Here is a 25,986-nt window from a genome sequence, read left to right as displayed (position 1 = left end):
TCGTACCCCTTATTTGGTTTGCCGGATATGCCGGCGGCGGCGCAGGGTCGACACGCCGGCGATGCAGATGGCCAGCCAGCCATAGCTTTCCGCCATGGCCGCCAGGACATCGCTCAGGTAATGCGCGCCCAGGTAAATGCGGCTGAAGCCCACGAGTGACGCCATCAGGAAAGCACCCAACGCGATGGCGATGCGCTTGCCCCACGCGCCCGGCGCCGTCTGGCAAATCAGGTAGGCGGCCAGCAAGCCGTACAGGGCTGTCGAGGTGGCCGTATGGCCACTGGGAAAGCTGTACGTGCTCAGGGCCGTCTGCAAGATGGGTTCGTCAAAGCTGGGCCGCGCGCGGACAAAAATGTACTTTAGCAGCAGGTTCAAAAACATGACGCCCGGCATGGTGATGACCAGGGTAAACAGCCAGTAATCGGCGCCCTTGCGGTGCAGATACCAGCCCAGCAAGACGGCCAGGGTGATGGCGCCGATCACGCCATGCATGTGCGTGACGACCAGCAGGCAGCTGGTGATCCACGGCACGGCATGCTGGTTGAACCACTGCGCCACCTGCAAGTCGATCACCGTGATCCGGGCCATGCCCATGACGGCTTCGGCGATTTCGTGAAACACCACGATGGCCACCAGCATCAGCGCCACGCCCACCGTCATATGCAGGCCCAGCTCGCCTTCCGGCGACAGGCGCGCCTCGACGAAGCGGCGCAGTTTCGTGGTCCAGCCCGTGGTCATGCCCATGTCATTTTTCTCTTGCAAACTCATCTCTCTTTCATGTTCCTGGTACTGATCAAAAAAACCACACCAGTAAAAAAATACTGTTTATTCATACAGTAGCTGTGTATTCATACAGTACTTATGCTATTCTGATGACTCGTTCAACACATCTCCCTCAAAGGAATTGTCATGGCAACATTGAATAGCGGTTTTGGCTCACGGTTCGGCCTGGAATACGCCCCAAGCTCTTTCCTCGTCCGCATGGGCAAGCGCGAAATCCTCGTCTGCCGCGACTTCCGCAAGCGCTACTACACCGTCAATCCCTTGATCGAGTGCGGTACGGGCATCGAGCCGGGCTATGTTGAAGTGCTGCTGATGCGCCGTTGGCTCCTCATTTTATCCAAGGCGCATTAAGAATGACTTTAAAACAAGGTGTTCGCACCCTGTTATCAAGTCAGCTCCGTCCGGCCACGCCGGGAACGCCTCAGTACCGGCCAGCGGCACGCTGACCGACCCCTCACTACTGTGTGCGTTCCGGCGCGGCCGGGCTGGCAGGTGTTGCAGCAGCTGTACCGGCAAGTGCGTCGGCACCTGCGTCGGCAGCTATGCTGGCAGGCATGTTGGCAGGCGGTACGCGGTCAGTCACATTCGCTTCGTACCACAAGGTAACGAACAGCACCATCACGACGGGGCCGATGAACAGGCCCACGAGACCCAGGGTTTCCACGCCGCCCAGGATGCCGAACAGCACGGCCAGGAAGGGCAAGCGGGTGGCGTTGCCGATCATGCCGGGGCGCACGAAGTGGTCGGCCACAAACAGCACCACGGTGCCCCACGCGGCCACGCCGATGGCGGCGCCCACATTGCCCTGGAAGACCAGCAAGGCGGCCGCGCACAGGTAAGCGAGCGGCGCGCCGAACGGGATGATGGCCAGGATGCCCGTGGCAAAGGCCCACAGGGCAGGCGACGGCAAACCGGCAATCGCATAGGCGATGCCGATCAGCACGCCTTCGGCCAGGCCCACCAGTACCAAGCCGTTGACGGTGGCGCGGATGGCCGTGGGGATCTTTTGCGCATACCGGCCCCACCGTTCGGGGCGCAGGAAATGGCTGCCGACGGCCGTGATCTGGCGCGTCAGCGCTTCGCCATCCTTGTAAAAGAAAAACAGGCATAAAAATGCCAGGCCGAAGTCGACCAGGCGATGGAACACGTCCGCCCCCAGCACCTTGAGCATGTCGCGCGCGGAATGAAAGCCGCCCACGGCGCTGCCCGCAAAGAAGTGGCCCAGGCCGTGCGGCTGGCTCAGGGTGGCCAGCCACCAGTCGCCGATGGCGCTGCCGGCCAGCGGAATATGCGCCACCCAGTGCGGCACGGGCAAGCCGTCGGCATTCGCATGCACGATGAAATTGGCCAGCACGGGTACTTCACGCGCCGCCTGCGCCACGCCGAACAGCACGGGAATGATGAAGATGCAGGCGAACGCCAGGGTCAGCGCGGCCGCCGCAATGATGGGACGCTGGCCCAGCGCCGCGCGCACGCGCAGGTACAAGGGCCAGGTGGCCACGCACAGGATGCCGGCCCACACGAGCGGCAAAAAGAAACGCTGCATGACGAAGGCCGTCACGGCGATCAAGGCCAGGGAAAAGCCTGCGCTGACAATATCGCGCTGGGTATCGTTCATGCCACTCCATTCGTGCCCGGCGCCACAAGCCGCCGGTTTTCGCTACGCGCCAGTTGCGCAGGCGTAGCGTAACACGGTGGCATTCCGATTTACACGAGCCCCAGCTCCGCCGGTTTCACGCCGGCAAACACGTGATCGAGCTGCGCCGGGGTCAAGCCAAACGTTCGGCGCAGCAAGCCGCCCAGCACGGCCCGGTATTCATTCAGCACGGGCATGTCGCGGTTCTGAAACAACGTCGCCTGCGCAATCGCCACTTGCTCGCCCGCCACCTGCTTGCCTTTGATGCCGCCGCCCAGCACCCAGAACACGCTGCCGTGGCCATGGTCCGTGCCGCGGTTGCCGTTTTCGCGGAAGGTGCGGCCAAATTCGCTGACCACCACCACCACGGTATGGCGCCAGGCGCCGCCCATTTCCTGCGAAAACGCTGACAGCCCCCGTCCCAGCTCATCGAAGCGTCCCGCCAGGTAGCCGCTGGCGCCGCCCTGCCCCACGTGCGTATCCCAGCCGCCCACATCGACGAAGCCGATGTTGTATTTATCCTTCATCAAACGGGCGATGCGCTGCGCTTCCAGTTCAAAGCCCTTGGTACTGATGGCGTTGCGGTTGGCCGCCTGCATCTCCCCCGTCAACTCCTTCGTCACATCGTCGCGCACGACAAAGCCCGCGCTGACGGGTTGCTGCAGGGGCGTGCCCCGGTACATGGCGGCGATGATCTGGCTTTGACGCGCATCAATGCCGGACTTGCCCACGGAGCGCAGCGCCATGTTCGGCACTTGCACGCCGCCCTGGAAGATCAGCGGCAGCTGGTCCGTGAAGGCGATGGCGGGATAGACCGGATTGGCCTTGCTGCCATTCAAGGTCTGCACCAGGCGGTTCAGGAAACCCGAGCGGAAGTCGCGGCGCGTGTTGATCTCTTGCCCCAGCTCGATCGTGTCCTGCGTTTCGAAATGGCTGCGCGTCAAATCCGTCGTGCCCGCGAACGGGATGAAGGCCGCCTCGCCGCCCGTGAACATGGGGTAGATGGTCTCGCGCAAGGCTGGATGCAAGGCCCAGTCAGCGTTCAAGGCCAGCGCGCCGTTTTCCTCACCGGGTTTCGCAATGGCGATATTCGGCCGCGCCGCATAGTAAAAATCGCTGCCGACCGGCACCAGCAAGTTGTTCGCATCATAGCCGCCGCGCAAAAAGACAAACAGCAGCTTCGCATCCGTGGCGGGCGCCGCCAGCAGACTGCCCGCATGGGTCAGCAAGGGCGCGGCGGCCAGGGCTTTTAACAAGTCACGACGATTCATGGCAATCCTCCGGTTTCAACTTATCGGTGCATCATTTCGGGTGACGAGAGCAGGAAGGTATTCCACTCCTGCGGCGAGGCGGCCTGCTCCAGGGCCAGGCGCGTGGCCGGACTCAAGGCTGGCTGCAGCGACTGGTAATACAGGGCGCTGGCCAGTTGCGGGAACGCCACTTTTTCCTGCGGCTGCGGGCCATCCGTCTTGAACAGGCCGGCGCTGCCCGAGCCGATGGTGCGGGCGATATCGAAACGCGTCGTCATCTGGCCGGGGCTGGCCCAGGAGGCGTCCGCCAGCGGATAGCCGTCCGGCGTCTGGCGTCCGTACAGGGGCTGGCCCATGCGCGAGAGCCAGCTCAGCATGGGGCCCGCGTTCAGGATGGGCTTGTCGTCATAGCTGAGGCGCACGGCCGACACCACATAATGCATGGGGTCCTTGAATTTCTTGCCCAGCGACTGCTTGAACTCCGGGCTGCTGAACATGGTTTGCAACACGTCGGCGATCATGCCATCGCTCTGCTGGAAGGTGGCGGCCATGCGCGCCACCAGCGGCGCGGGAGGATTGTCGCCGACGAAATACTGGGCCAGCTTGCCGCTGATGAAATGCGCGGTGGCCGGACTGCGGCTGAGGCGGTCCAGCGCTTCATCGAGTTCGGCCAATCCCCTGCCCTTCACCGTTTGCCCCAGGAATTGCTTGTCGCCGTAATCGTGGCGGTTCGGATTGAATTCAAACAAGCCCCGGCGCACGTATTGCGATTGCAGCGCCGGTTTCACCTTCGGCGTGTCCGCGCCCAAATTCACGCCCACGCCCGTCAGGATGCGCGCCAGTTCCTGCACATCCGCCTGGCTGTAGCCGCCGTTGACGCCCAGGGTGTGCAGCTCCATCAGCTCGCGCGCATAGTTTTCATTGATGCGCTTGGCGGCATTGGCTTCATTGTCCAGGTAGCGCAGCATGGCCGGATGGTGGACGGTGGCGCCCAGCAAGTCGCGAAATTTCCCCAGCGCGTGCGGCGCGATGGCGTTCGCCTCGTAATCGCCGACCATGGCGCGCAAGTTGTGCTTGCCCTGGTGCACGCTGAAATGGTTGAGCCAAAACCAGCTCAGCTGCTGCTGCAACTGGTTCGGCGAATACACGTCCAGCAACAGGGAGCGCGTGGCCGCTTCGCGCGCCAGGCGGTTCAGTTCCTGCTGGTACTCCTTTTGCGCCTGCTGCTTCGCCATGTCATCCATGACGCCGGCCGACTCCTTGCGCTTTTGCTCGATAGAAAACACCAACTGATCGAGCGGCACCTGGCTGATGGTCATGGCGTCGATTTGCGCGGCGATGGCCAGCGGCAAGGCCGCTTTTCCTGGATGCAACTGCGCCTGCAAGTAGGCATTCCAGCCTTGCACCTGCACCTGGCGCACGCTGCCCCCGCTCACGCCCCAGCTGACCCGTTCCAGCATGGCGATGTCCTGCGCGGAACTGGTTTGCGCGCGATGACCGGCCTGGACGGCAGGTTCGGTTGCGGCGCAGCCGGCCAGCAACAGCAGGGAAATCAAGGTCGTCGGCAACAGTCGGTTCGGAGTCATGGCAGTCCTTCAAGCGGTTTCATGCAGAATGCCTGAGGGTACGCCCAGGTTGACCTGCGCATGATTGCCATTTGCAACGAGTTGTAATCCAGCGCGATAGTTTTCAGGCCAACCTTTCGCCGGCAAGAGTGCCGCGCGTACCATTACGAATGAATAATCTCGGATAAAATATTATCGGGAGAATGGCGTATTGCAATGGCAGCTGCGTATTTTCTCTCGAACCAGACATTATCCATACAAAAGTCATATTAAAAATAGATGAAAATATTATTTATCGCTGCATTCGGAATGTTATCGCTGATTCAAACACCATCCTCCTTCGGGGAAAATCTCAACGGGAAAACGCTGTATGTGCAGAGATGCGCCGTGTGCCATGGAGCGGAGATCAAGGGAACCGGGCCATTGGCGAATAAAAGCAATCCTCCCACGCCGGACCTGACAACCGCCGCTTTCAAAAAACGCCTGAAGGATTATCCGGGCGTGATTGTATCGTCGGTCATACTGCGTCCGAATGGCGATTTGATTCCAAAGACCTTGAAAGAGAATGGCGTCAAGATCGCGCCATATGCCTGGCGGGTGAAGGATTTTCGCGATTTGAATCAATACATGAGTGACGTGATTTTAAAAAATCGATGAAATCAGGCTAAGTGGCGGGAACATCGCAAATAAGCAATCCACCGTCAATCATGCTGTTTCAATAGCTCCGCACATTGGTCGCGCAGGAAATCGCGCAGCTGCAGCACCAGCGGCGTCACCTGCGCCCGGTGCGTGCAGACCAGGTGCAAGGGCGTGGCTTCGCCCGCCACGCCGGGCAACAGCGCTTGCAGGCGGCCGGCGTCCAGGTCTCCCGCCACGTCGAGCCGCGATTTGTAGGCGATGCCCAGCCCCGCCACGGCCCAGCGCCGCACCAAGTCGGCGTCGTCGGCGCTGCGGTTGCCGCTCACGGACACCGTCACTTGCTCGCGCTGGGGCAGGCGGTAAAAGGTCCAGCGGTCGTGCAAGCCGTCTTCCAGCGCGAAGCGCAGACAATTGCGCTGCGACAAATCTTCCAGCGCCAGCAGGGGGCCATGTTCGCGCAGGTAGGCGGGCGACGCCACCAGCACCCGGTCGTTGGCGGGCGCGATCGGCATGGCGACCATGCTCGAATCGTCTTGCTGGCCATAGCGGATGGCCACGTCGACTTGCTGGCGCACCATGTCGGCCACCCGGTCGCTGACGCTGAGCTGATAGTGCAGTTTCGGATGGCGCGACTGGAATTCGTCCAGCCAGCCCAGCATCAGGTTGCGGCCCAAGTCGGAGGGCATGGCAATTTTCAAAGTTCCGCCGAAACTGTCCTTGCCGGCCAGCAGCGCATCGTGGCCTGCGCGCAGCAGGCGCAAGGCTTCCCGCGCGTGTTCCAGGTATTGCGTGCCTTCCGCCGTCAGGCTCAGCGAACGCGTCGTGCGGGCCAGCAAACGCAAGCCCAGCTCCCCTTCCAGGCGCTTGACGGCGGCGCTGGCCAGCGCGGGCGAAATGCCAATCTCGCGCGCGGCCGCCGACAAACTGCCCCGGTCGGCCGTGCGCACAAATACCTGCAAGTCATCGAGTCGCAGCAATTTTCAGCATTCCTTTGAAAGTGTTTCGGTACGTACCCCCTGTTTCCAGGGCGGCATTGCCACCATCATACGGTATCCACCCAACGAGGAAGCACATGAAAGCCATCGCCTACCACCACAGCCTGCCCATCACGGATGCCGACGCCCTGCTCGACATCGAGCTGCCCGTGCCCGTCGCCACGGGGCGCGACCTGCTCGTCGCCGTGCACGCCATTTCCGTCAATCCCGTCGACACCAAGGTGCGCAAGAACCGCGCCCCGAAAGAGGGCCAGCCGGAAGTGCTGGGCTGGGATGCAGCCGGCGTCGTCACCGCCGTCGGCCCCGACGTGACCCTGTTCCAGGTGGGAGATAAAGTCTGGTACGCGGGCGCCATCAACCGCCCCGGCAGCAACAGCGAATTCCAGCTGGTCGACGAGCGCATCGTCGGCCACATGCCCGCCAGCCTGGACTTTGCCCCGGCCGCCGCCCTGCCGCTGACGGCCATTACGGCCTGGGAACTGCTGTTCGACCGCCTGCAGCTCAGCCGCGACAGGAATCTGACAGGCAAGTCGCTGCTGGTAATCGGCGCGGCCGGCGGCGTCGGTTCCGTGCTGGTGCAACTGGCGCGGCAATTGACAGGTGTCACCATCATCGGCACGGCCTCGCGCGCGGAAACGGCCGCCTGGGTGAAGGAACTGGGCGCCCACCACGTGATCGACCACAGCCTGCCGCTGGCAGGGGAAATCACGCGCCTGGGCTTGCCGCCCGTCGATTATGTGATCAGCCTGAACCAGACCGACAAGCACTTCGAGCAGATCGTGGAACTGATCGCGCCGCAGGGCAAGTTCGCCCTGATCGACGACCCCGAGCACATCGACGTGCGCAAGTTCAAGGGCAAGAGCGTGTCCCTGCACTGGGAACTGATGTTTACCCGTTCGCTGTTCCAGACGGCCGACATGGTCAAGCAGCATGATCTACTGGAAGAGCTGGCGCAGCTGGTCGATGCGGGCATCATCAAGACGACCCTGGCCGAACGCTTCGGCACGATCAACGCGGCGAATTTGAAGCGCGCGCATGCCCTGCTGGAAAGCAATACTGCCAGAGGCAAGATCGTACTAGAGGGTTTCTAGACTCAGGTAATCAAAATGGCCCGGAAATCATTGACGTTCGTCAATGTCGGGCCCGTGACTACGGAGTCTCCCAGCGCCTGGAAAAAGCCGTGGCCATCGTTGTCGTCCAGGCTGTCGCGCGGTTTGATACCCTGGGCCCAGGCCCGTTGCAGGGTGTCGGGCGCCAGCACCGCGCCGGCGATGTCTTCCTGGCCGTCGACGCCATCCGTGTCGCCAGCCAGCGCGTGGATACCCTCGTGCCCATCGAGCGCGATGCCCAGCGCCAGCAGGAATTCCACGTTGCGCCCGCCACGGCCGTTGCCGCGCACGGTGACGGTCGTTTCGCCGCCCGACAGCAGCACGCACGGGGCGGGAAACGGCTGGCCCCGCACGGCCGTTTGCAGCGCGATGCCGGCCATCACCTTGCCCACGTCGCGCGCCTCGCCCTCCAGGCTGTCGCCCAATATATACGGCGTGACGCCGGCCGCGCACGCCACGGCGGCGGCCGCTTCGAGCGCCATCTGCGGCGTGGCGATCAGGGTGGTGTGCGTGCGCGCCAGACGGGGATCGTCGGGCTTCACGGATTCGCCGCGCCCGCTTTCCAGCACTTTGCGTATGCTTTCCGGCAAGTCCATGCCATAGCGGCGCACGATGGCCAGCGCGTCCTCGCACGTGGTGGCGTCGCCCACCGTGGGGCCGGACGCGATATCGCCCAGCTTGTCGCCAGGCACGTCGGAAATCGCCAAAGTGATGACTTGCGCCGGATGGCAGGCGGCCGCCAGGCGCCCGCCCTTGATGGCGGACAAATGGCGGCGCACGCAATTCATTTCGCCGATGGTGGCGCCCGACGCCAGCAGCGCGCGGTTCAGCGCCTGCTTGTCTTCCAGGCTGATGCCCTCCAGCGGCAAGGCCAGCAGCGACGAGCCGCCGCCCGAAATCAGGCACAGCACCGTGTCGTCGGCCTGCAAGTTGGCAACCAGGCCGAGCATGCGCCGGGCCGCCTCCATGCCGGCCTGGTCCGGCACCGGGTGCGACGCTTCGACGATCTCGATGCGCTCACACGGCACGGCATAGCCATAGCGCGTGACGACGAGGCCCGACAGCGGCCCCGGCCAGTGCCGTTCCACGGCTTGCGCCATGGCGGCCGACGCCTTGCCGGCGCCAATGACGATCAAACGCCCCTTGGGCGCGGGCGGCAGATGGGGCGGTATGCAGTGCGATGGCTGGGCCGCTTCGATGGCGGCCTGGAACATGGCTTGCAACAAGGCGCGTGGCGCTGGGGTGGTCGTCATTTTGTTTCCTCCGGGATCCGGTCCCGATCATAGCAGGGCCGGCAGCCTGGCAGCTACAATGGCTGCTCGACGGTAAAAACAGGAATGCAATGAACGAGGCAATTGAATGGACTGGACTGACCCGCACCTTCGGGCTGTTTACCGTCACGGCGGTGGCCGAACTGCTGGGCTGCTACCTGCCCATGCTGTGGCTGAGCAACAAGGGCAGCGCCTGGCTGCTGTTGCCGGCCGCCATCAGCCTCTTGATCTTCGTCTGGCTGCTGACCTTGCACCCGGCCGCCAGCGGCAGGGTGTACGCCACGTATGGCGCCATCTATATCGCCACGGCCCTGGGATGGCTGTGGCTGGTGGACGGCGTCACGCCGGCCTGGACGGACATCGCCGGCGTGGGCCTGGCCCTGGCCGGCGCCGCTGTCATTGCGATGGGACACAAGACGGCTTGATGCGCATCAGGCGGCGTGCGCGCGGAAGTTCGTTTCCGCCGACCATGCCGCGCTGGCGCGGGCCAGCAAGACGGCTTCGCCATCGGCCAGCCAGTCGTCCGCATCGGCGATCTTCCACATGGCTTGCAACAGCTTGCGGCGCAAGTCCGGGTCATCGATTTCATCGAGCAAGCTGTCGATCACGCCATTGGCCAGCTGCACGGCGCCATGCACGGTCGACGTCAGCATGTCGTCGCACAAGTCTTGCAGCAGTTGCTGGAAGGCGGCCGGCGCCAGGTCGATATGCTCGAGGATCTTGCTGCGGTGCATGGCTTGCAGCTCGGCGCTGGCCAGGTTACCGTCGACCACCATCATCAGGGCCAGGATACGTCCCGCTGCCTGGGGACTGTTTACTTCATACGTACGCATAATCTCTTTTCCATTGTGAGGTTAAAAAGCGCGCCACCGCCGTGCGGGGCGCGCCGTACTGCTGTTTTACTGTTTGTCGCTGCGGGTGATGAACACGCTGGCCACGCAGCTCGACACGATCAGGACTGCCACCACCAGCAACGATGCTTCCACCGGCACGTGGTACCACGGCATGATCAGCATCTTTGCGCCGATGAACACCAGCACCATCGCCAGGCCATACTTGAGCATGTGGAAGCGGTCAGCCACGTCCACCAGCAGGAAGTACAGGGCCCGCAATCCCATGATGGCGAACAGGTTCGACGTGAAGACGATGAACGGGTCCGTCGTGATGGCGAAAATCGCCGGGATCGAGTCGACCGCGAATACCAGGTCCGTCACCTCGATCAGGATCAGCACCAGGAACAGCGGCGTGACATAACGCAAGCCACCCTTTGCCACGAAGAAACGCTCGCCATGGTCGCCATCGGCCACCCGCAAGTGGCGGCGGGCAAAGCGCAGCACCGGGTTGTTCGCCACGTCCGGTTCCGCATCGGCCGCCACCAGCATGCGCATGCCTGTAATCAACAGGAAGGCGCCGAACAGATATAGCACCCAGCTGAATTCGCTCACCACCCATGCACCGGCCATGATCATCACGGCGCGCATGACGATCGCGCCCAGCACGCCATAGATCAGCACGCGGCGCTGGTACTGGATCGGCACCTGGAAGGCGCTGAATATCAGCAGGAAGACGAACACGTTATCGACCGACAGCGCTTTCTCGATCAGGTAGCCGGAGAAAAATTCCAGCGCCTTCTGGTTGGCGATCTCGGGTCCGGCCGTGCCGTTCAGATACCACCACAGGCCGCCGTTGAACAGCAGGGCCAGGCTGACCCACACGAGCGACCATGTCGCCGCTTCCTTGACACTGACCTTGTGCGCCTTGTTGCCGCCAAAGACGAACAAGTCCAGCGCCAGCATCACCAGGACAAAGGCGATGAAGCCGGCCCACATGGGGGCCGTAGCAATACTTTCCAGGCCGTTCATCGGCGGCCTCCGCAATGCTCTGTTTGTATCCTGAAGTCCATGGCACTCTCCTTGCATGAATTGAGCAGCCATCATAGTCCGAATATAAACATCGAACAAATCGAATATAATTTAAGAATACATCGAAAAATTCGATGTATTAATCTGCCGGGGAATACCATGTCGACACTCAACTTCAAGCACTTGCGCTATTTCTGGATGGTGGCCAAGACGGGCAGTATCGCCCGCGCGGCCGAGCAGCTGCACCTGACGCCGCAATCGATTTCCGGCCAGCTCAGCGAGTTTGCCGACACCCTGGGCGTGGAACTGTTCCGCCGCAGCGGGCGCCAGCTGGAATTGACGGACACGGGCAGGCGCATCCTCAGCCATGCCGAAAGCATTTTCAGCACGGGCGATGAATTGCTGGAAATCGTGCGCGACCAGTCGCGCACCACGACGACGACCTTCCGCGTCGGTTGCGCCGATTCCGTCTCGAAACTGATCGCCTGCCGCCTCGTCGCGCCGGCGCTGGGACTGGCTGAACCGCTGCGCATCATTTGCCGCGAAGGCCGGCTGGCCAGCCTGCTGGCGGACCTGGCCGTGCACCGGCTCGACCTGATCATGGCTGACCGTCCCATGCCGGCCCACTTGAGCGTGCGCGGCTTTAACCATTTGCTGGGCGAAAGCGGCATGACCCTGTTCGGCACGCCAGCGCTGGCCGCCACCCTGACGGGGAGCTTCCCGCAATGCCTCGATGGCGCGCCGCTGCTGCTGCCCGGCGAAGACTTCGCCATCTACGGACGCTTGCTGCAGTGGCTGGGCGACAATAACCTGCACCCGCGCATCGTCGGCGAGTTCGACGACAGCGCCATGATGAAAGCCTTCGGCCAGTCCGGCGCCGGCCTGTTCTTTGCGCCCACCGTCATCGCGCCCCAGGTCTGCGAACAGTACGCCGTGGTGGCGCTGGGCCGGGTCGACAGCCTCGTCGAGCAAGTCTACGCGATCACCACGGAACGGCGCCTGAGCCACCCGGCCACCATCGCCATCAGCCAGAGCGCGCGACACGAGCTGTTCGTGTAAGCCAGATTCAATCGCAGACGACGATCTTGCCCGGCTGCCCGCCCCCCTCCAGCAGCGCATGCGCGCGCAACACGGTGGCGGCATCCATCGGCGACAGGCGCTATCCTCTTGATCTGCAACACCATACTTGCCTGCACTACCGCTTCCGCCACAGCGGCAAGATCGAACAATGGCAGCTACGCCAGGAAGCCGAGGCGCCGGTACCGGACTTGCCTTTGTCGATGGTGTGCAACAACGTGGAAGCACGCCTGCACTTCGCCCGGCAAGGCCTGGGCATCGCCTGGCTGCCCGACTTTCATGTGCGCAGCGCGCTCGCCGACGGCAGCCTGGTCGAGGTGCTGAGGGACTACGCGATCGCCGGCCATCCAGCCCACAGTTGCTGGCTGCTGTGGCCGTCCGGACCACACCTGGCGCCGAAAGTACGGGCCCTCGTCGATTTCCTGGTCGAGGCGAAGCTGTTGTCGCCTCTTGCCCACAAATAAGGCACAGGAAATACATTTGAACAAATACATCTATATAATGGCAAGTCTCCCCGACGCCCTGCGCGCCCCTTCCTGGACTTGCCGCAATGAAGCACTTGCACGATATTCCCTCTGCCTTCAAGCATGAATTTGCCAACCCGCGCCTGTGGTGGTCGCGCGCCGTCGTCGTCGGCATGGCCGCCATCGCGGGCCTCGTCGTCGTCGGCTTTACGTGGCTGGCGGAAGAAGCGCTGGACTTGTTTCTGTTCTTTAACGGCAAGGCCTGGTGGTTCGCCCTGCTGTGGACGCCGGCCTGCGCCGCCGTGCTGGTCTGGCTGACGCGCCGCTACGCGATGGGCGCGGCCGGTTCCGGCATCCCGCAAGTGATGGCCACCCTGGACCCTGCCGTGGCGCCGGAACAGCGCTCCTTGTTTGTCTCGTTGAAACTCAGTGCCGCGAAAATCTGCCTGACGGCCGGCGGCTTGCTGGGGGGATTGTCCCTGGGGCGCGAAGGACCGTCCGTGCAGATCGCCGCTGGCGTGATGCTGGCCGCGCGCCGCTGGCTGCCCCGCCACTCGCAGGTGAGCGCCCATTCCCTGCTGGTGGCCGGTGGCGCGGCCGGCATCGCGGCCGCCTTCAACACGCCGCTGGCCGGCGTCATGTTTGCCATCGAGGAACTGTCACGCTCGCCGGAACAGCGCAACAGCGGCCTGATCGTCGCCGGCATCGTGCTGGCCGGCATGATGGCCGTGTCAATCCACGGCAACGCCACCCACTTCGGCATCATCCACCCCGGCCCCATCGGCCTGGCGCTGGCCTTGCCGGGCTTGCTCGTGACCCTGGTCGCGGGCGTGGCGGGCGGCCTGTTCGCCCGGCTGCTGCTGGCCTCCGCCCGGGGCAATCCGCTGGGAAAATTGTCTGCGTGGAGAAAGGGCCGTCCCGTGCTGTTCGCCGCCGTCTGCGGCGTGCTGGTGGCGGCCATCGGCATCGCCAGCCACGGCGCCACGTTCGGCAGCGGCACCGTGGCCACGCGCGCCATGCTGGAAGGCGCCAGTGACGCCTCCCCCGCCTTTGTTGCCTTCAAGTATGTGGCGACGTGGCTGACCGTCTGGTCGGGCGTGCCTGCCGGCATCTTCGCGCCGTCCCTGGCCATCGGCGCAGGCATTGGCCACGATATCGCCGTGCTGCTGCACTACCCGCACGCGCCGGCCCTGATCGCGCTGGGCATGGTGGGCTTCCTGGCCGCCGCCACGCAGGCGCCGCTGACAGCCTTCATCATTGTCATGGAAATGGTCGACGGCCACGGCATGGTGCTGAGCCTGATGGCCTGCGCCGTCGTCGCCAGCACCGTCTCGCGCGTACTCAGCGAACCGCTGTACGGAGCGCTGGCGCAGCTGCAATTGCAACGCTTGCCAGCGGCGACAAGCTAGAAATTGCGGCAGGCGCGCAGCAAGCGGCCATCCTGCCACTCGCAGATGGTGCGCGTGCCGTCGCCGGCCCAGGCCCGTTCCAGGCCCTGCTTGCGCCCGTGCACGTAATCCACGGCATGGCGGGGCGAGCCGTCCGCATGCCACTCCCGCCACGCGCCATGCGGCACGTCATCATGGTAGGAAGCGAGCCGGGCCAGCTTGCCGTTCGCATGCCATTGCCTGTCCTCGCCCTGCGCGCGGCCCTGCTCATCCTGCTGGCGCTGGCGCAGCGGCGTGCCATCGTCGCGCCAGCTTTGCGTGCTCAGCATGACGCCATCCTCGAACAGGTTTTTCTGGTCCAGCTGGCCATTCGCGAAATACAGCAGCGACCAGCCTTGCGGCTTGCCATGCAGGAAATTGAGGCGCGACATTTCACGGCCGTCCGGCCACCAGGCCTGGTGCAGGCCGTTGCGCTGGCCGTCCAGATACGGTCCCCGCTCGGCCAGCCTGCCATTCGGATGAAACGCCGTCACTTCACCGGTCAGCACGCCATCGACGAAATGCGCGCGGTTGCTGACCTGGTCATGCTCGTCAAAGCTCAGGAATTCGCCATCGGCGGGCTGGCCCGCGTGATACAGCAATGCATGCCTCAGCTGGCCATTCGCATGATAGTGGCTATGCAAGCCTTCGTACTCGCCTGCGCGGTAAGCCTTGCGGCTTTTCACCGTGCCGTCCGCATAGTACGCGACGGTCACGCCATCGAAGTTTCCCTCCCCATTGCGCTCTTCCAGCAAGCCCAGCTGGCCATCGGCGAAATACACGCTGCGCTGGTAGACGTAACCGGGCGACGCCAGGTCCGTGCTGCGCAGCCAGGCATCCATGTGCAGCTTGCCTGGCGGCTGCGCGAAATGCAGCTGCCAATGCCAGGCCTGGCGGGCCGCATCGTGATGCAACGGTGCGCGCTGCTCGTACATGGCCGCAGCGGGCGCAGCGGGCTGGTAATCCGCGTCGAAATAGAGGGAGGCCGGCGATTGCCCGGAAGGCAAGGCCGGGATGGCCAACTCATTGGCCATGCAAATGGTGGAAGAACCGGCCAGGATGGTGGCCAGCAAAACGGAAGTGAATATCTTCAATGCGTGCTTTCATCAACGGTGCGACAGCGCCGATGATAATGGCAAGCGCGGCGGTCCAGCCGCACGCTTGCCAGTGATTACATGGTGAACGGAAATGGTTGCATGCCCGCCTGCCTGTCATCGGGAGCGACGACGGCCAGCAAGGCGCTCAAGCCCTGGTTCAGGTGCGCCAGGCTGTCGGCATCGAGCTGGCTCAGCGCGCTGGGCAGCAAGCCGCGCGCCGGCTGCGGCGCGCCGGCGATCACGGCCTGCCCTTCCGCCGTCAGGGTCAGGGTCACCACGCGCTGGTCGGGCTGGTCGCGCGCCTTGCGCACATAGGCTTTTTTGACCAGCGCCTCAACCAGGTTGCTGGCCGTCGTCTGGTGGATCGACATCTTGCTGGCCAGCTCGCCCATGCGCAAGCCCGGCCGCTCCAGCAATTCCTGCATCACCCACAATTGCGCGCCCGATACGCCGCATTGCTTCTCGATCTGCGCCGAATGGCGCTGCGCCGCGCGCATCACGACGCGCATGTTTTGCAAGGCCATGCCTTGCGCCCTGGCCATCGCCGATACTTCCGCTTCCACCACCATTGCCTCCAGTTATCCCGCCGGCTTCACGCCTGCTGGCGGGCCGGAATCCCTGCATGATACCTGCAAAGGCGGACGACTCCTAGCGCATGGAAACTGGCTCTCCGGCTTGCCATGCCTGTTCCAGCACCAGCTTGCCGGCCTTGTCCCACTGGCGCTCGATGCCGTGCTTCTTGCCGTGTTCGTACGGCACGATCTGGCGCAGGCTGCCGTCGCTGTACCAGGTCTGCAGCAAGCCGTGGCGCTGGCCTTCGACAAACGGGGTCACGCTGGCGCGCGCGCCGTTGGCATGCCAATCCGTCGTGTCGCCGTGGTCGCGCCCCTGCGCGTCTTTTTGCCAGGCAAACACGGGCCGGCCACTCGGGGCCCACGTTTGCAAGCTGAGCACGGCGCCTTTCTGGTACAGCGTCTTGTTCGACACGACGCCATTGCCATGGCTTTCAAACGACCAGCCGTCGGGTTGGCCGTGCACCCAGACGGTCCGGGCCAGCACCTTGCCATTCTGCGCGTACATGACGAACTCGCCCTCGCGCTGGCCATTGACGTACCGCCCCTTCCGGAACAGCTTGCCATCGGCATAAAACGATTCCTCCACACCGTCCATCTGGCCATGGCGTCGATACGAGCGGTTGCTGACGGCCCCGTTCGCGCCATACGACACTTGCTCGCCATCGGCCATCTCGTCGCCGTGATACAGCGTGCGGCTCATCAGCTGGCCATTCTGGTGATACGTTTCCGATATGCTGTCGCGCCCGTTCGGCAAGGCGGTCACCCGCTGCTGGACCTGCCCACTCTCGAAGTACACGGAGCCGCCGAGCAGCTCCTCGCCCTGGGCATTGAAATAGGTTTCACGCAGCAGCTGGCCATTCTCGTGGTAGTACTTGCGAAACTTCACGAACTTGACCTGGCTCAGGTCCAGGTCCGTGGCATAGGTTTCAAAGGCGAGCACGCCCGGCGTGTCGGGAAATTCCAGCCGTACATGCCAGGCGCCCAGCGCCTCGTCGCGCACGGGTGGCGTGCGCAGCGCATACACGGCGCGGCGCTCGTTGCTGGGCATGAAATTTTCATCCAGATACATGGTCCTGTCCTCTTCTTGCGCGTGATGGGAAGCCGTTGCCGGCGACGGCGTATCTTCCTGTGCCGCCAGCGGCAAGGCCGTACTCATACCCAGCGCGGCGGCCAGCAGCCAGCGCATTGTCTGTTGATTCTTCATGTTGCTCCATTGTTCATGTTGCTTTGCGGCTGCCATCATAAAGGCAAGCGCCGGTCGCCACAGGCACGATTGCCGCCCCATGAAAAAAGGCCGGGACGGACCTGCTGGTCCGGCTCCGGCCTGGCGCATGGGCAGGCGCAGGATGGGCCAGGCGTCAGCCCAGGGCATCCTTGACGGGCGACAACTGGCTCGCATGCAGGCGCGCATACGCGCCGCCCTGCTGCAGCAAGTCCGCATGGCTGCCCGATTCCACCAGGCGCCCGCCCTGCATGACGACGATGCGGTCGGCGCTTTCGATGGTCGACAGCCTGTGGGCGATGACGATGGTGGTGCGGTTGCGCATCAGCACTTCCAGCGCGGCCTGCACGGAGCGCTCCGACTCCGTGTCCAGCGCGCTGGTCGCCTCGTCGAGCAGCAAAATCGGCGCATCCTTGTACAAGGCGCGGGCGATGGCCAGGCGCTGGCGTTGTCCGCCCGACAGGCGCGAACCATTCTGCCCCGCCTGGGTGTCGTAGCCTTGCGGCAACTGCATGATGAAGTCGTGGGCGTAGGCGGCGCGCGCCGATGCTTCGATCCTGTCCTGGTCCGGGGCCGGGTCGCCGTAGGCGATATTCGCCGCCATCGTGTCGTTGAACAGGATCACATCCTGGCTGACGAGGGCAAACTGGCGCCGCAGGGCCAGCAAGGCGTAGTCGCGCACGTCGACGCCGTCGAGCAGGATCTGGCCGCCGCTGACGTCATAGAAGCGCGGCAGCAAGCCCAGCAAGGTTGTCTTGCCGCCGCCGGAACCGCCCACCAGGGCCACCGTCTCGCCGGCGCGGATGTCGAGCGTGATATTGCTCAAGGCCGTGGGTGCATCGGAATCGTCGCTGTTGTAGCGGAAATGCACATTCTGCAAAGACAAATTGCCCTGCACCGCGGCCGGGGCCACTGTGCCCAGGTCCGGTTCCAGCGGCGTGTCGATCAAGCCGAAGACGGACTCGGCCGCCGCCAGGCCCCGCTGCAGCGGCTCATTGATCTTCGTCAAATTCTTGATCGGCGACTGCATGGCCATCAGCGCGCCCATGAACGCGACGAAGGCGCCCGGCGTGATGGCGCCGCTTTGCGCGCGCAGCATGGCGAAGTAAATCACGGACGACAGGGTAATACCGACAAGCATCATGATGAAGCCGGAATTCATGGCCGAGGTAGCCGCGTGCTTGACGGCCAGCTGGCGGTTGCGCTTGACCACGTCGACGAAGCGCGCCTGTTCATAATCTTGCCCGCCAAAGATTTTCACGACGCGCTGACCGGCTATGCTTTCGTCCAGCACGGACGTCAGCTCGCCCACGGCTTGCTGCGAACTCTTGCTCAGGTGGCGCATCCGGCGTCCCGCCAGGGTCACGACGATGGCCACGATGGGCATCGACGCCATGCAGAACAGGGCCAGTTTCACGTCGATGCTGAATAGCAGGATCAGGTAGCCGACGGTGGCGACGGAGTCGCGCACCATCACGTTGAGCACGTTCAAGCCCGCCTGCGACACCTGGCTGGCGTCGAACGCCACGCGCGACTGCGTCAGGCTGGTGGTGGTGGTATCGAAAAAGCGGCTGGGCAGACGCATGATGGTGGCGAACATCTTTTCGCGCAGGTCGGCCTGCACCCGGCTCGATAGCCAGACGGAACCATAATCGCCGGCAAAGCTCGACACCATGCGCAGCACAGCCAGGCCCAGGATAGTGGCGGGAATCACCCACAGGTCCACCTGCCCCGCCTGTGCCGGCAAGAAACGGTCGACCCAGCCCTGCAGCATGCCCATCACGCCGGACACGGGCGCGACCTGCGTGCTGGCCGTCGCGCGCATGGCGTCGACGACGTTTTGCAACTGGCGGATTAACAACACATCGGTGGCGGACGCCACGCCCACGGCCAGCAAGGTGGCGGCAACGATGGCGCCATAGCGGCGAAACTGGCCGGCCAGGCGGAAAAACAGGAGGCGACTTTGCTGCATGCAGGTGAGAAAAGTGAGGGTAAAGCGTGATTCTAACCGCTGCAACACTTACTTATGAGAAAGTCGCACCTTGCCGGTGCAGAACCGGCAAGGGAAATGCACGGGCAATCAGCTCTTCGCCACTTTCCACGCGGCCGTGCCGGCCTTGCAGACCTTCAGCTTGAGGGTCTGTTCCTGGCCCTTGGCGTTCAAGGCAACCTGCACCTTGCGGCATGTTTGCGCATCCGTCTTTTCCGTGTCGCTGGCCGTGATCTCGGCGGCGATGCGCACGGAATTGCGCAAGCCTTCATTGCTCCATTGCACGGTTTCGCCATCCTTCTTGTCATTGAGCACGTCGGTGACGGCCTTCACGAAGACGGGCTTGTCGTTCTTGTTCAGGTAAGCCATGGGCGTATCGGCCAGGAAACCCAGGCCGACGGCGGAAGCGGAAGCGCTGAAGACGACGCTGCCGAAGATCAGGGCGGACAGCAATGTGGCGGGACGAATACGCATGGAAAACTCCTTTAAAGTAAAAATAGGGACCGCCGGGACGGCCCTCAGCCGGGATCCGCCGGCGAAATACCCACGGCCAGCAAGGCATCGATGCTGGGCACAAAATAGATCGCCGACGACAGCGCCGTGGAAAAATCCAGCAGCCGGTCCGTCTTGGTGACGCCATCATAGCCTACGCCGTACATTTGCCGCAGCATGCCCATGGTCACCGTGATGTCCTTGCAGAAACCGACAAACATGACGCCCGCCTCGCTGGCATTGGCGTAATTGGCGTTGCGGCGCACGATATCGACTTCCTCGCCATCGCGGATGAACTGGTTACGGCCCACATGGGAATCGACGGGCAGCGGCGACAATTCATGGCTGCCGGCCTTGGTGCGGCCCCACACCTGCTCCGCCGCGTGCACGGGCAAGGCGCGCAGGCGTTCCACATCCATGCGCCATTTTTGCAGCAGCACGGTGGAGCCGCCCGCGCCCGCTTCACCGTCCGGAATGATGGCCACGCCGTTGGCGCGAAACGGATTCGGGTTGGCGACGCCGTCGGCAAAGCCGTCAAACGTCACGTTATTGTGATACGGAAAACACACCTGCTCGCTGGCCAGCTCGGCGAAAGGACTCAGCAAGGTGAGTGTCGTGCGCATGCTGTCGTACAGGGTGGCCGCGTTCGACTGCGTGATCCAGACCCAGAAATCGTGCTGGGTGGCCGGCGCCGTCTTGCCGTTGGCGCCCACCAGGTCTTGCCCGAACGACGCCATATTGTCCGGCACGCAACCCGGGCAAGCGGCGCGCCACAGCTCGGGCTTGAAACCCAGTACCACGTTGGCCGTGCCGCCCGTCAGCTGATGGTGGCGGTTCAGGGTGGGATCCAGAATGCCCGTGACCTCGGACTCCCACAGCTTGCCCAGCACCCTGAACAGCTGCCGCATGTCAACGCCGGCCTTCACATTGAACTGCAAATGCACTTCGTCGCGCGCGACGACGGACAGCATGCTTTGTGGAATTGCCATGACCAATATTCCTTTTTTCGTTTTCTATGTGGATGGTAAACCAGAAGTGCCGGATGGCAGTTTCATTTTGGCAACATGCGATAACTGTAACTATAGGTAGTCATGAATTGGACGATAATGCAATGACGTAGAGCAAGAATCAAAGAATGGATACCATTGCATGAAATTGTATGAAAAGCTCGTCAGCGACATCGAGCAACTGGTGGCCAAGGGCGTGCTCTTGCCCGGCGAACGCATTCCCTCCGTGCGCCAGACCAGCCAGCAGCACAAGCTGAGCATCACCACGGTGCTGCGCGCCTACGTCAAGCTGGAAAGCATGGGCGTGATAGAAAGCCGGCCCCAGTCCGGCTACTTCGTGCGCCCGCGCGCCAGCGACACGGCCGCGCCCGCCATGTGCATGCAGGCGTCGCATCCCAGCCCCGTGCCGGCGGAAGTGCACGTCAGCCGCCTGGTGCTGTCGACCCTGCGCTCGATCGGCTTGCACGACGCCATCCCGCTGGGCTCGCCCTACCCCGACCCGTCGCTGTTTCCCTGGGAACGCATCAACCAGTATGCGGGCGCCGTGGCGCGCCGCAACCGCGCGTGGAACGTGACGGACGACCTGCCGCCGGGTAACCCACAGCTGATCCGTGAAATCGCCCGCCGCTACATGGAGAACGGCCTGGCCGTCGATCCCGACGAAATCATCGTCACCGTGGGCGCCACGGAAGCGATCAACCTGTGCCTGCAAGCAGTGGCCAAGCCGGGCGACACCATCGCCGTCGAGTCGCCCACCTTCTATGCCATGCTGATGGCCGTCGAACGGCTGGGCATGAAGGTGGTGGAAGTATCCACCGATCCGTACGACGGCATCAGCATCGAGGCGCTGGCCGACATCATGGCCCGCCAGCCGATCGCCGCCGTCATGGTGATGCCGAACTTCCAGAATCCGCTGGGCTTTCAGATGTCCGACCAGCGCAAGCGGGCCTTGTACCAGCTGCTGGAGCAGCACGACGTGCCCGCCATCGAAAACGGCGTCTACAACGAACTGTATTACGGCGATGCCCATCCGTCCTCGCTCAAATCGTACGACCGCAAGGGCCTGGTGCTGCACTGCTCCTCGTTTTCCAAGAGCCTCAGTTCGGCGCAGCGCGTGGGCTGGGCTCTGGCCGGACGCTACCGGGGCAAGGTGGAAGAGCTCAAATTCCTCAATACCCTGGCCACGTCCTCGTTTCCGCAGCTGGCCATTGCCGAATACCTGCAAAACGACGGCTACGAACAGCATCTGCGCCGCACCCGCAAGGCTTATGCCCAGCAAGCGCGCATCATGGCCGCCGCCGTGCTGCGCTTCTTTCCTGCCGGCACGAAAATCTCGCACCCGCAGGGCGGCTACGTGCTGTGGGTGGAGCTGCCCGGCAATATAGATTCCATGCAGTTGTACCGGCGCGCGCTGGAATGCAAGATCACCGTGGGTCCGGGCCGCATGTTTTCCGTCAGCCAGGCCTACAAGCATTGCATCCGCCTCAACTACAGTTATCCGTGGAGCGTGGGCGTCGAGCAAGCCATTATTCTGCTCGGTAAGCTCATCACCGAATTCCTGTAGGCATTTCACGCAGTCCCGTCACCCTCCCACCAGCGACATGCGCACGGTGGGATACTGCTTGCGCCCGCCAACCTGGGCCAGCGCGCCGCGCACTTCCGAATAGCGGTCGCCACGTCGCTGCCAGTGCTGGCGCAGCAGGGCTTCCAGTCCTTGCACCGAGTCAAGCCGGGGCCGCAGGTCGAGGCCGTCGTGGGCAAACAGGCAGGTAAACAGTTTGCCGTCCGACGACACGCGCACGCGGCTGCAGTCGCCGCAGAACGGTTGCGACACGCTGGAAATGAAACCCACTTCGCCGCCGCCATCAAGGTAGCGGTAGCGGCTGGCCGTTTCGTGCAAGACAGGCTTGCCTTCGCCCAGCGGCACGAGGGGAAATTCGGCGGCGATCAGCGCGCGCGCCGCCTCGGACGTGACGACATGCGTGCGCGACCAGGCGCCGATGCCGCCCACGTCCATGAATTCGATCAAGCGCAGGATCACGCCCGTGTGGCGGAAATGGCGCGCCAGCGGCACGATCTGGCTATCGTTGACGCCTTTCTGCACGACCATGTTGACCTTCACTGGGTTCAAGCCCACGGCTTGCGCCACCTCGATACCGTGCAGCACTTTCTCGACGGGAAAATCGACGCCATTCATGCGCTGGAAAATACCGTTGTCGAGACTGTCGAGGCTGACGGTGACCCGCTCCAGGCCCGCATCCTTGAGCGAATGCGCCTTGGCCGCCAGCAAGCTGCCATTCGTCGTCAGCGCGATGCTCACGGCGCGCCCGTCCGGCGTGGTGAGACGCGCCAGCATTTCGATCAGCCGTTCGAGGTTCTTGCGCAGCAGCGGCTCGCCGCCAGTGATGCGGATTTTATCGACGCCGAGGCGCACGAAGGCGCGCGCCATGGTTTCGATCTGCGCGAAGGACAGGCGCTCGCTGGAGGGAAGAAACGGGTAATCGCTGGGGTACAGTTCGGCCGGCATGCAATAGGTACAGCGGAAATTGCACTGGTCGATGACGGAAATGCGCAAGTCCGTCAGGGGGCGGCCCAGCATATCCACGCATGGCTCACTATAGTCTGGCTGCCGGAGCGCTGGCTGCGGATACAGGATGGTGTTCATTGTGCTTCCCCTTGATGTGCATTCGTCTGTGTCCAGCATAGGACGAATGGAAGCAGGCAAAGAGGTACAGTCCGGCGCCAGCCGATAGAGTACAGACGCGATCTATTCCGCTGGCGGTGCAGTAAAGACGCTGGCGCACAGTTCCGCGCCCGCCGCGCTGAGTAGCGCGCTGCCGCCGCCGCTCTCCGCCGTGGCGACCACCACCAGTCCCGCGCTGGACAGCGCATTGAGCTGGCGCAGCAAAGTGCTCATCTGTACTCCCGCCCGCTTGGCCAGCTTGGCCAGCGACCATGGTCTCACCGGCGCCTCCTGGCGCGCTTGCCACAGCAGCGCCAGCAGCGCGATCAGCGCCGCATCGATTCCTTCTTCCTTTTGCATATTTTTTCTCCTTGTCCACATCATAGATCACGGCCGGCGCCGGCGCGACCGGCATCGTCGTCTTGCCATCTGTACTCTGTTTTTTTGTCCGGAACTGTGCGCCTACGGGGCAGGCCGCCGCCCCTACCATGTGATTGTCCCATCGCACATCACCAGGAGAGTCATCATGAGCAAGCCAAAGTCCGACGCGCGCATCGCGCCCTACACCCATGCCGCGGCCGGTTGGGGTGCCCTCAAGTATGTGGCCATCAATCTGTTCAAGGAAAAAGTCAGCGCAGGCAATTACCGCTCCCTGTTCGAGCAAAACCAGCCCGACGGTTTCGACTGTCCCGGCTGCGCCTGGCCCGACCGCGAACACGCGTCGACGTTCGAATTCTGCGAAAACGGCGTCAAGGCCGTGGCCGCCGAATCGACGAGCAAGCGCGTGCGCCCCGAGTTTTTCCAGGAACACACTGTCACCGAACTGATGGAGCAGTCGGACTATGATCTGGAGCAACATGGCCGCTTGACGGACCCCATGGTGTACGACGCCGCAAGCGACAAATACCAGGCCATTTCCTGGGACGACGCCTTCGCCCTCGTGGCGCACCACCTGCATGCGCTGGACGACCCGAACCAGGCCGCCTTCTATACGTCGGGCCGCGCCAGCAACGAAGCGGCTTTCCTGTACCAACTGTTCGTGCGCGCCTACGGCACCAATAACTTCCCCGATTGCTCCAACCTGTGCCACGAAGCCACCAGCCGCGGCTTGCCGGAAACCGTGGGCATCGGCAAGGGCACGGTGCTGCTGGACGACTTCGAGCATGCGGACACCCTGCTGCTGTTCGGCCAGAATCCGGCTACCAACCACCCGCGCATGCTGGGCGAATTGCGCGAAGCGTCGCGCCGCGGCGCCACCATCGTTTCCATCAACCCATTGCACGAACGGGGCCTGGAACGCTTCACCAGCCCGCAGCATCCGCTGGAAATGCTGACGGGCGGCAGCACGAACATCTGTTCGCTGTTCATCTGCCCGACATTGGGCGGCGACTTCGCACTGATCAAGGCCATGGCCAAGCGCGTCGTCGAACTCGATGACGAGGCCAGCGCCCACGGCCAGGAGCGCGTGCTCGACTGCGATTTCATCGCCGAACACACGACGGGCTTCGACGCCTTCGCGGCCGACCTGCGCGCGGAAAGCTGGGACTTGCTGCTGGCCGAATCGGGCGTGGCGCGCGACAAGATCGAAGAGCTCACGCAAATCTATGTGAAGGGCAAGGCCGTCATCTCTACCTGGGGCATGGGCGTGACGCAGCACAAGAATTCGCTGGCCACCGTGCAAATCCTGTCGAACTTGATGATGATGCGCGGCAATATCGGCAAGCGCGGCGCGGGACTGTGCCCCGTGCGCGGCCACTCGAACGTGCAGGGCGACCGCACCATGGGCATCGAGGAACAGCCGACCAAAGAATTCCTCGACCGCCTGGGCCTGGTCTTCAACTTCGAGCCGCCGCGCCACCACGGCTACGATGCCGTCGGCACCATAGCAGCGATGCTGGAGAAAAAGGTCAAAGTGTTTGTCGCGCTCGGCGGCAATTTCTCGATGGCCACGCCGGACACGCCGCGCACCTGGGACGCGCTGCGTTCGTGCGACCTGACCGTGCACATCGCCACCAAGCTCAACCGCAGCCACCTCGTGCACGGCAAGGATGCGCTGATCCTGCCCACCCTGGGACGCACGGAAATCGACGTGCAGGCGGGCGTGGCGCAAGGCGTGACGGTGGAGGATTCCATGAGCATGGTGCACATCTCGTTCGGCATGAACCAGCCCGCCTCACCCAATCTGCGTTCGGAAATCGCCATCGTGGCCGGCATGGCGCAGGCGACCCTGGGCAGCGAAAAGATCGACTGGCTGCGCTATGCCGGCAACTATGCGCTGTTGCGCGATTCCATCGAGCAAGTGTTCGATGATTTTTTCGACTACAACTTGCGCGTGGCCAAGCCCGGCGGTTTCCATCTGGAAATTGCCTCGCGCGAACGCGTGTGGAAGACGCAAAGCGGCAAGGCGCAATTCCTCGTCAATGCCATCGAACTCGATACGCCGATCCACCGTGCGCGCCAGCAATATGGCGAGCGCCTGATGGTGCTGATGACCACGCGTTCGCACGACCAGTACAACACGACGATCTACGCCATGGACGACCGCTACCGTGGCGTGTTCGGCCAGCGCCGGGTCGTCTTCATCAACAAGGACGACCTGGCCATGCTGGGCTTTGCGGCCGGCGACTGGGTCGACCTGATCGGCGTGTGGGATGACGGCATAGCCCGCCGCGCCGACCGTTTCCTGCTGGTCGAGTACGACATCCCGCGCGGCTGCATCGGCGCCTACTACCCGGAAACCAATCCGCTGGTGCCGCTCGACAGCGTGGGCGAAGGCTCGCGCACACCGACCTTCAAATCCATTCCCGTGCTGCTGTCGCCTTCGGCCGCAGTCAGCTGAACA

General features: G+C 63.4%; 25 protein-coding genes. 9 read left to right on the top strand and 16 right to left on the bottom strand.

Annotation, left to right across the window (positions count from 1 at the left end; all coding sequences use genetic code 11):
* Positions 1-9 precede the first annotated feature (9 nt).
* Positions 10-768 (bottom strand): phosphatase PAP2 family protein, encoded by a 759-nt coding sequence (locus O3297_RS01050; RefSeq protein WP_305047515.1) that lies wholly within the window; start codon positions 766-768, stop codon positions 10-12.
* Positions 769-909: 141 nt separating this feature from the next.
* On the opposite strand from O3297_RS01050, the gene O3297_RS01045 reads away from it, so the two are divergent.
* Positions 910-1,134 (top strand): hypothetical protein, encoded by a 225-nt coding sequence (locus O3297_RS01045; RefSeq protein WP_010396348.1) that lies wholly within the window; start codon positions 910-912, stop codon positions 1,132-1,134.
* Positions 1,135-1,240: 106 nt separating this feature from the next.
* Here the strand turns inward: O3297_RS01045 and O3297_RS01040 are convergent, their stop codons facing one another.
* The 3 genes from O3297_RS01040 to O3297_RS01030 form a co-directional block, all read right to left on the bottom strand.
* On the bottom strand, positions 1,241-2,401 hold the full coding sequence (locus tag O3297_RS01040) for an AI-2E family transporter (RefSeq protein ID WP_305047514.1): 1,161 nt from the start codon (positions 2,399-2,401) through the stop codon (positions 1,241-1,243).
* A gap of 89 nt (positions 2,402-2,490) precedes the next feature.
* Entirely contained in the window at positions 2,491-3,690 is a 1,200-nt protein-coding gene (locus O3297_RS01035) for a DUF1501 domain-containing protein (protein WP_305047513.1), read from the bottom strand.
* Positions 3,691-3,710: 20 nt separating this feature from the next.
* Positions 3,711-5,255: a DUF1800 domain-containing protein gene (locus O3297_RS01030; protein WP_305047512.1), complete on the bottom strand. Its 1,545-nt coding sequence runs from the start codon at positions 5,253-5,255 to the stop codon at positions 3,711-3,713.
* A gap of 258 nt (positions 5,256-5,513) precedes the next feature.
* On the opposite strand from O3297_RS01030, the gene O3297_RS01025 reads away from it, so the two are divergent.
* On the top strand, positions 5,514-5,891 hold the full coding sequence (locus O3297_RS01025) for a cytochrome c (protein ID WP_034786364.1): 378 nt from the start codon (positions 5,514-5,516) through the stop codon (positions 5,889-5,891).
* A 44-nt stretch (positions 5,892-5,935) separates the two neighbouring features.
* Here O3297_RS01025 and O3297_RS01020 read toward each other — a convergent pair whose 3' ends face one another.
* On the bottom strand, positions 5,936-6,850 hold the full coding sequence (locus O3297_RS01020) for a LysR family transcriptional regulator (protein WP_305047511.1): 915 nt from the start codon (positions 6,848-6,850) through the stop codon (positions 5,936-5,938).
* A gap of 95 nt (positions 6,851-6,945) precedes the next feature.
* On the opposite strand from O3297_RS01020, the gene O3297_RS01015 reads away from it, so the two are divergent.
* On the top strand, positions 6,946-7,959 hold the full coding sequence (locus tag O3297_RS01015; RefSeq protein ID WP_305047510.1) for a zinc-binding alcohol dehydrogenase family protein: 1,014 nt from the start codon (positions 6,946-6,948) through the stop codon (positions 7,957-7,959).
* A 2-nt stretch (positions 7,960-7,961) separates the two neighbouring features.
* Here O3297_RS01015 and O3297_RS01010 read toward each other — a convergent pair whose 3' ends face one another.
* A complete protein-coding gene (locus O3297_RS01010) occupies positions 7,962-9,230 on the bottom strand; it encodes a glycerate kinase (protein ID WP_305047509.1) in 1,269 nt (422 codons plus the stop codon).
* An 89-nt stretch (positions 9,231-9,319) separates the two neighbouring features.
* Between O3297_RS01010 and O3297_RS01005 the strand changes: the two genes are divergently transcribed.
* On the top strand, positions 9,320-9,673 hold the full coding sequence (locus O3297_RS01005; protein WP_305047508.1) for a YnfA family protein: 354 nt from the start codon (positions 9,320-9,322) through the stop codon (positions 9,671-9,673).
* A 6-nt stretch (positions 9,674-9,679) separates the two neighbouring features.
* On the opposite strand, the gene O3297_RS01000 is transcribed toward O3297_RS01005, so the two are convergent.
* Together O3297_RS01000 and O3297_RS00995 are read right to left on the bottom strand one after the other, a co-directional pair.
* The gene (locus tag O3297_RS01000; protein WP_034786369.1) at positions 9,680-10,081 is read right to left on the bottom strand and encodes a TerB family tellurite resistance protein; all 402 of its coding nucleotides are present in this window, start codon (positions 10,079-10,081) and stop codon (positions 9,680-9,682) included.
* Positions 10,082-10,147: 66 nt separating this feature from the next.
* Entirely contained in the window at positions 10,148-11,110 is a 963-nt protein-coding gene (locus O3297_RS00995; RefSeq protein ID WP_034786370.1) for a TerC family protein, read from the bottom strand.
* 159 nt (positions 11,111-11,269) lie between these two features.
* Here O3297_RS00995 and nhaR point away from each other — a divergent pair, with 159 nt between their 5' ends.
* The 3 genes from nhaR (at position 11,270) to O3297_RS00980 (ending at position 14,060) form a co-directional block, all read left to right on the top strand.
* Positions 11,270-12,169 carry a transcriptional activator NhaR gene (gene nhaR / locus O3297_RS00990; protein WP_034786371.1) on the top strand — a complete coding sequence of 300 codons (900 nt, stop codon included), beginning with the start codon at positions 11,270-11,272 and terminating at the stop codon, positions 12,167-12,169.
* A 26-nt stretch (positions 12,170-12,195) separates the two neighbouring features.
* Positions 12,196-12,651: a LysR substrate-binding domain-containing protein gene (locus O3297_RS00985; protein WP_305047507.1), complete on the top strand. Its 456-nt coding sequence runs from the start codon at positions 12,196-12,198 to the stop codon at positions 12,649-12,651.
* An 86-nt stretch (positions 12,652-12,737) separates the two neighbouring features.
* Positions 12,738-14,060 carry a chloride channel protein gene (locus tag O3297_RS00980; RefSeq protein ID WP_305047506.1) on the top strand — a complete coding sequence of 441 codons (1,323 nt, stop codon included), beginning with the start codon at positions 12,738-12,740 and terminating at the stop codon, positions 14,058-14,060.
* Here the strand turns inward: O3297_RS00980 and O3297_RS00975 are convergent.
* The 6 genes from O3297_RS00975 to O3297_RS00950 all read right to left on the bottom strand — a co-directional run bounded on the left by O3297_RS00975 (position 14,057) and on the right by O3297_RS00950 (position 20,443).
* Positions 14,057-15,172 (bottom strand): toxin-antitoxin system YwqK family antitoxin, encoded by a 1,116-nt coding sequence (locus O3297_RS00975; protein ID WP_305047505.1) that lies wholly within the window; start codon positions 15,170-15,172, stop codon positions 14,057-14,059. The genes O3297_RS00980 and O3297_RS00975 overlap by 4 nt on opposite strands.
* A gap of 77 nt (positions 15,173-15,249) precedes the next feature.
* Positions 15,250-15,744 carry a MarR family winged helix-turn-helix transcriptional regulator gene (locus tag O3297_RS00970; protein ID WP_034786664.1) on the bottom strand — a complete coding sequence of 165 codons (495 nt, stop codon included), beginning with the start codon at positions 15,742-15,744 and terminating at the stop codon, positions 15,250-15,252.
* Between the two features lie 79 nt (positions 15,745-15,823).
* Positions 15,824-16,954, bottom strand: coding sequence for a toxin-antitoxin system YwqK family antitoxin (locus O3297_RS00965; protein WP_305047504.1), 1,131 nt, complete (start codon positions 16,952-16,954; stop codon positions 15,824-15,826).
* A gap of 154 nt (positions 16,955-17,108) precedes the next feature.
* Positions 17,109-18,944: a lipid A export permease/ATP-binding protein MsbA gene (msbA, locus tag O3297_RS00960; RefSeq protein WP_305047503.1), complete on the bottom strand. Its 1,836-nt coding sequence runs from the start codon at positions 18,942-18,944 to the stop codon at positions 17,109-17,111.
* A gap of 108 nt (positions 18,945-19,052) precedes the next feature.
* Positions 19,053-19,436 carry a hypothetical protein gene (locus tag O3297_RS00955; RefSeq protein ID WP_070255181.1) on the bottom strand — a complete coding sequence of 128 codons (384 nt, stop codon included), beginning with the start codon at positions 19,434-19,436 and terminating at the stop codon, positions 19,053-19,055.
* A 44-nt stretch (positions 19,437-19,480) separates the two neighbouring features.
* On the bottom strand, positions 19,481-20,443 hold the full coding sequence (locus tag O3297_RS00950) for a Dyp-type peroxidase (RefSeq protein ID WP_305047502.1): 963 nt from the start codon (positions 20,441-20,443) through the stop codon (positions 19,481-19,483).
* Between the two features lie 160 nt (positions 20,444-20,603).
* Here O3297_RS00950 and O3297_RS00945 point away from each other — a divergent pair, with 160 nt between their 5' ends.
* Positions 20,604-22,025, top strand: a complete 1,422-nt coding sequence (locus tag O3297_RS00945) for a PLP-dependent aminotransferase family protein (RefSeq protein WP_070278540.1) — start codon at positions 20,604-20,606, stop codon at positions 22,023-22,025.
* An 18-nt stretch (positions 22,026-22,043) separates the two neighbouring features.
* Here the strand turns inward: O3297_RS00945 and moaA are convergent, their stop codons facing one another.
* The gene (gene moaA, locus O3297_RS00940; RefSeq protein ID WP_305047501.1) at positions 22,044-23,126 is read right to left on the bottom strand and encodes a GTP 3',8-cyclase MoaA; all 1,083 of its coding nucleotides are present in this window, start codon (positions 23,124-23,126) and stop codon (positions 22,044-22,046) included.
* A gap of 102 nt (positions 23,127-23,228) precedes the next feature.
* On the bottom strand, positions 23,229-23,504 hold the full coding sequence (locus tag O3297_RS00935) for an Rrf2 family transcriptional regulator (RefSeq protein WP_099388509.1): 276 nt from the start codon (positions 23,502-23,504) through the stop codon (positions 23,229-23,231).
* Positions 23,505-23,670: 166 nt separating this feature from the next.
* Here O3297_RS00935 and O3297_RS00930 point away from each other — a divergent pair, with 166 nt between their 5' ends.
* Positions 23,671-25,983: an FdhF/YdeP family oxidoreductase gene (locus tag O3297_RS00930; protein ID WP_151093574.1), complete on the top strand. Its 2,313-nt coding sequence runs from the start codon at positions 23,671-23,673 to the stop codon at positions 25,981-25,983.
* The last annotated feature ends 3 nt before the right edge of the window (positions 25,984-25,986 follow it).

This window comes from Janthinobacterium sp. SUN128 (genome assembly GCF_030587275.1).
In the GTDB taxonomy this organism is placed as follows: Bacteria; Pseudomonadota; Gammaproteobacteria; order Burkholderiales; family Burkholderiaceae_D; genus Janthinobacterium; species Janthinobacterium lividum.
This window is presented reverse-complemented; position numbering and strand designations above follow the sequence as displayed.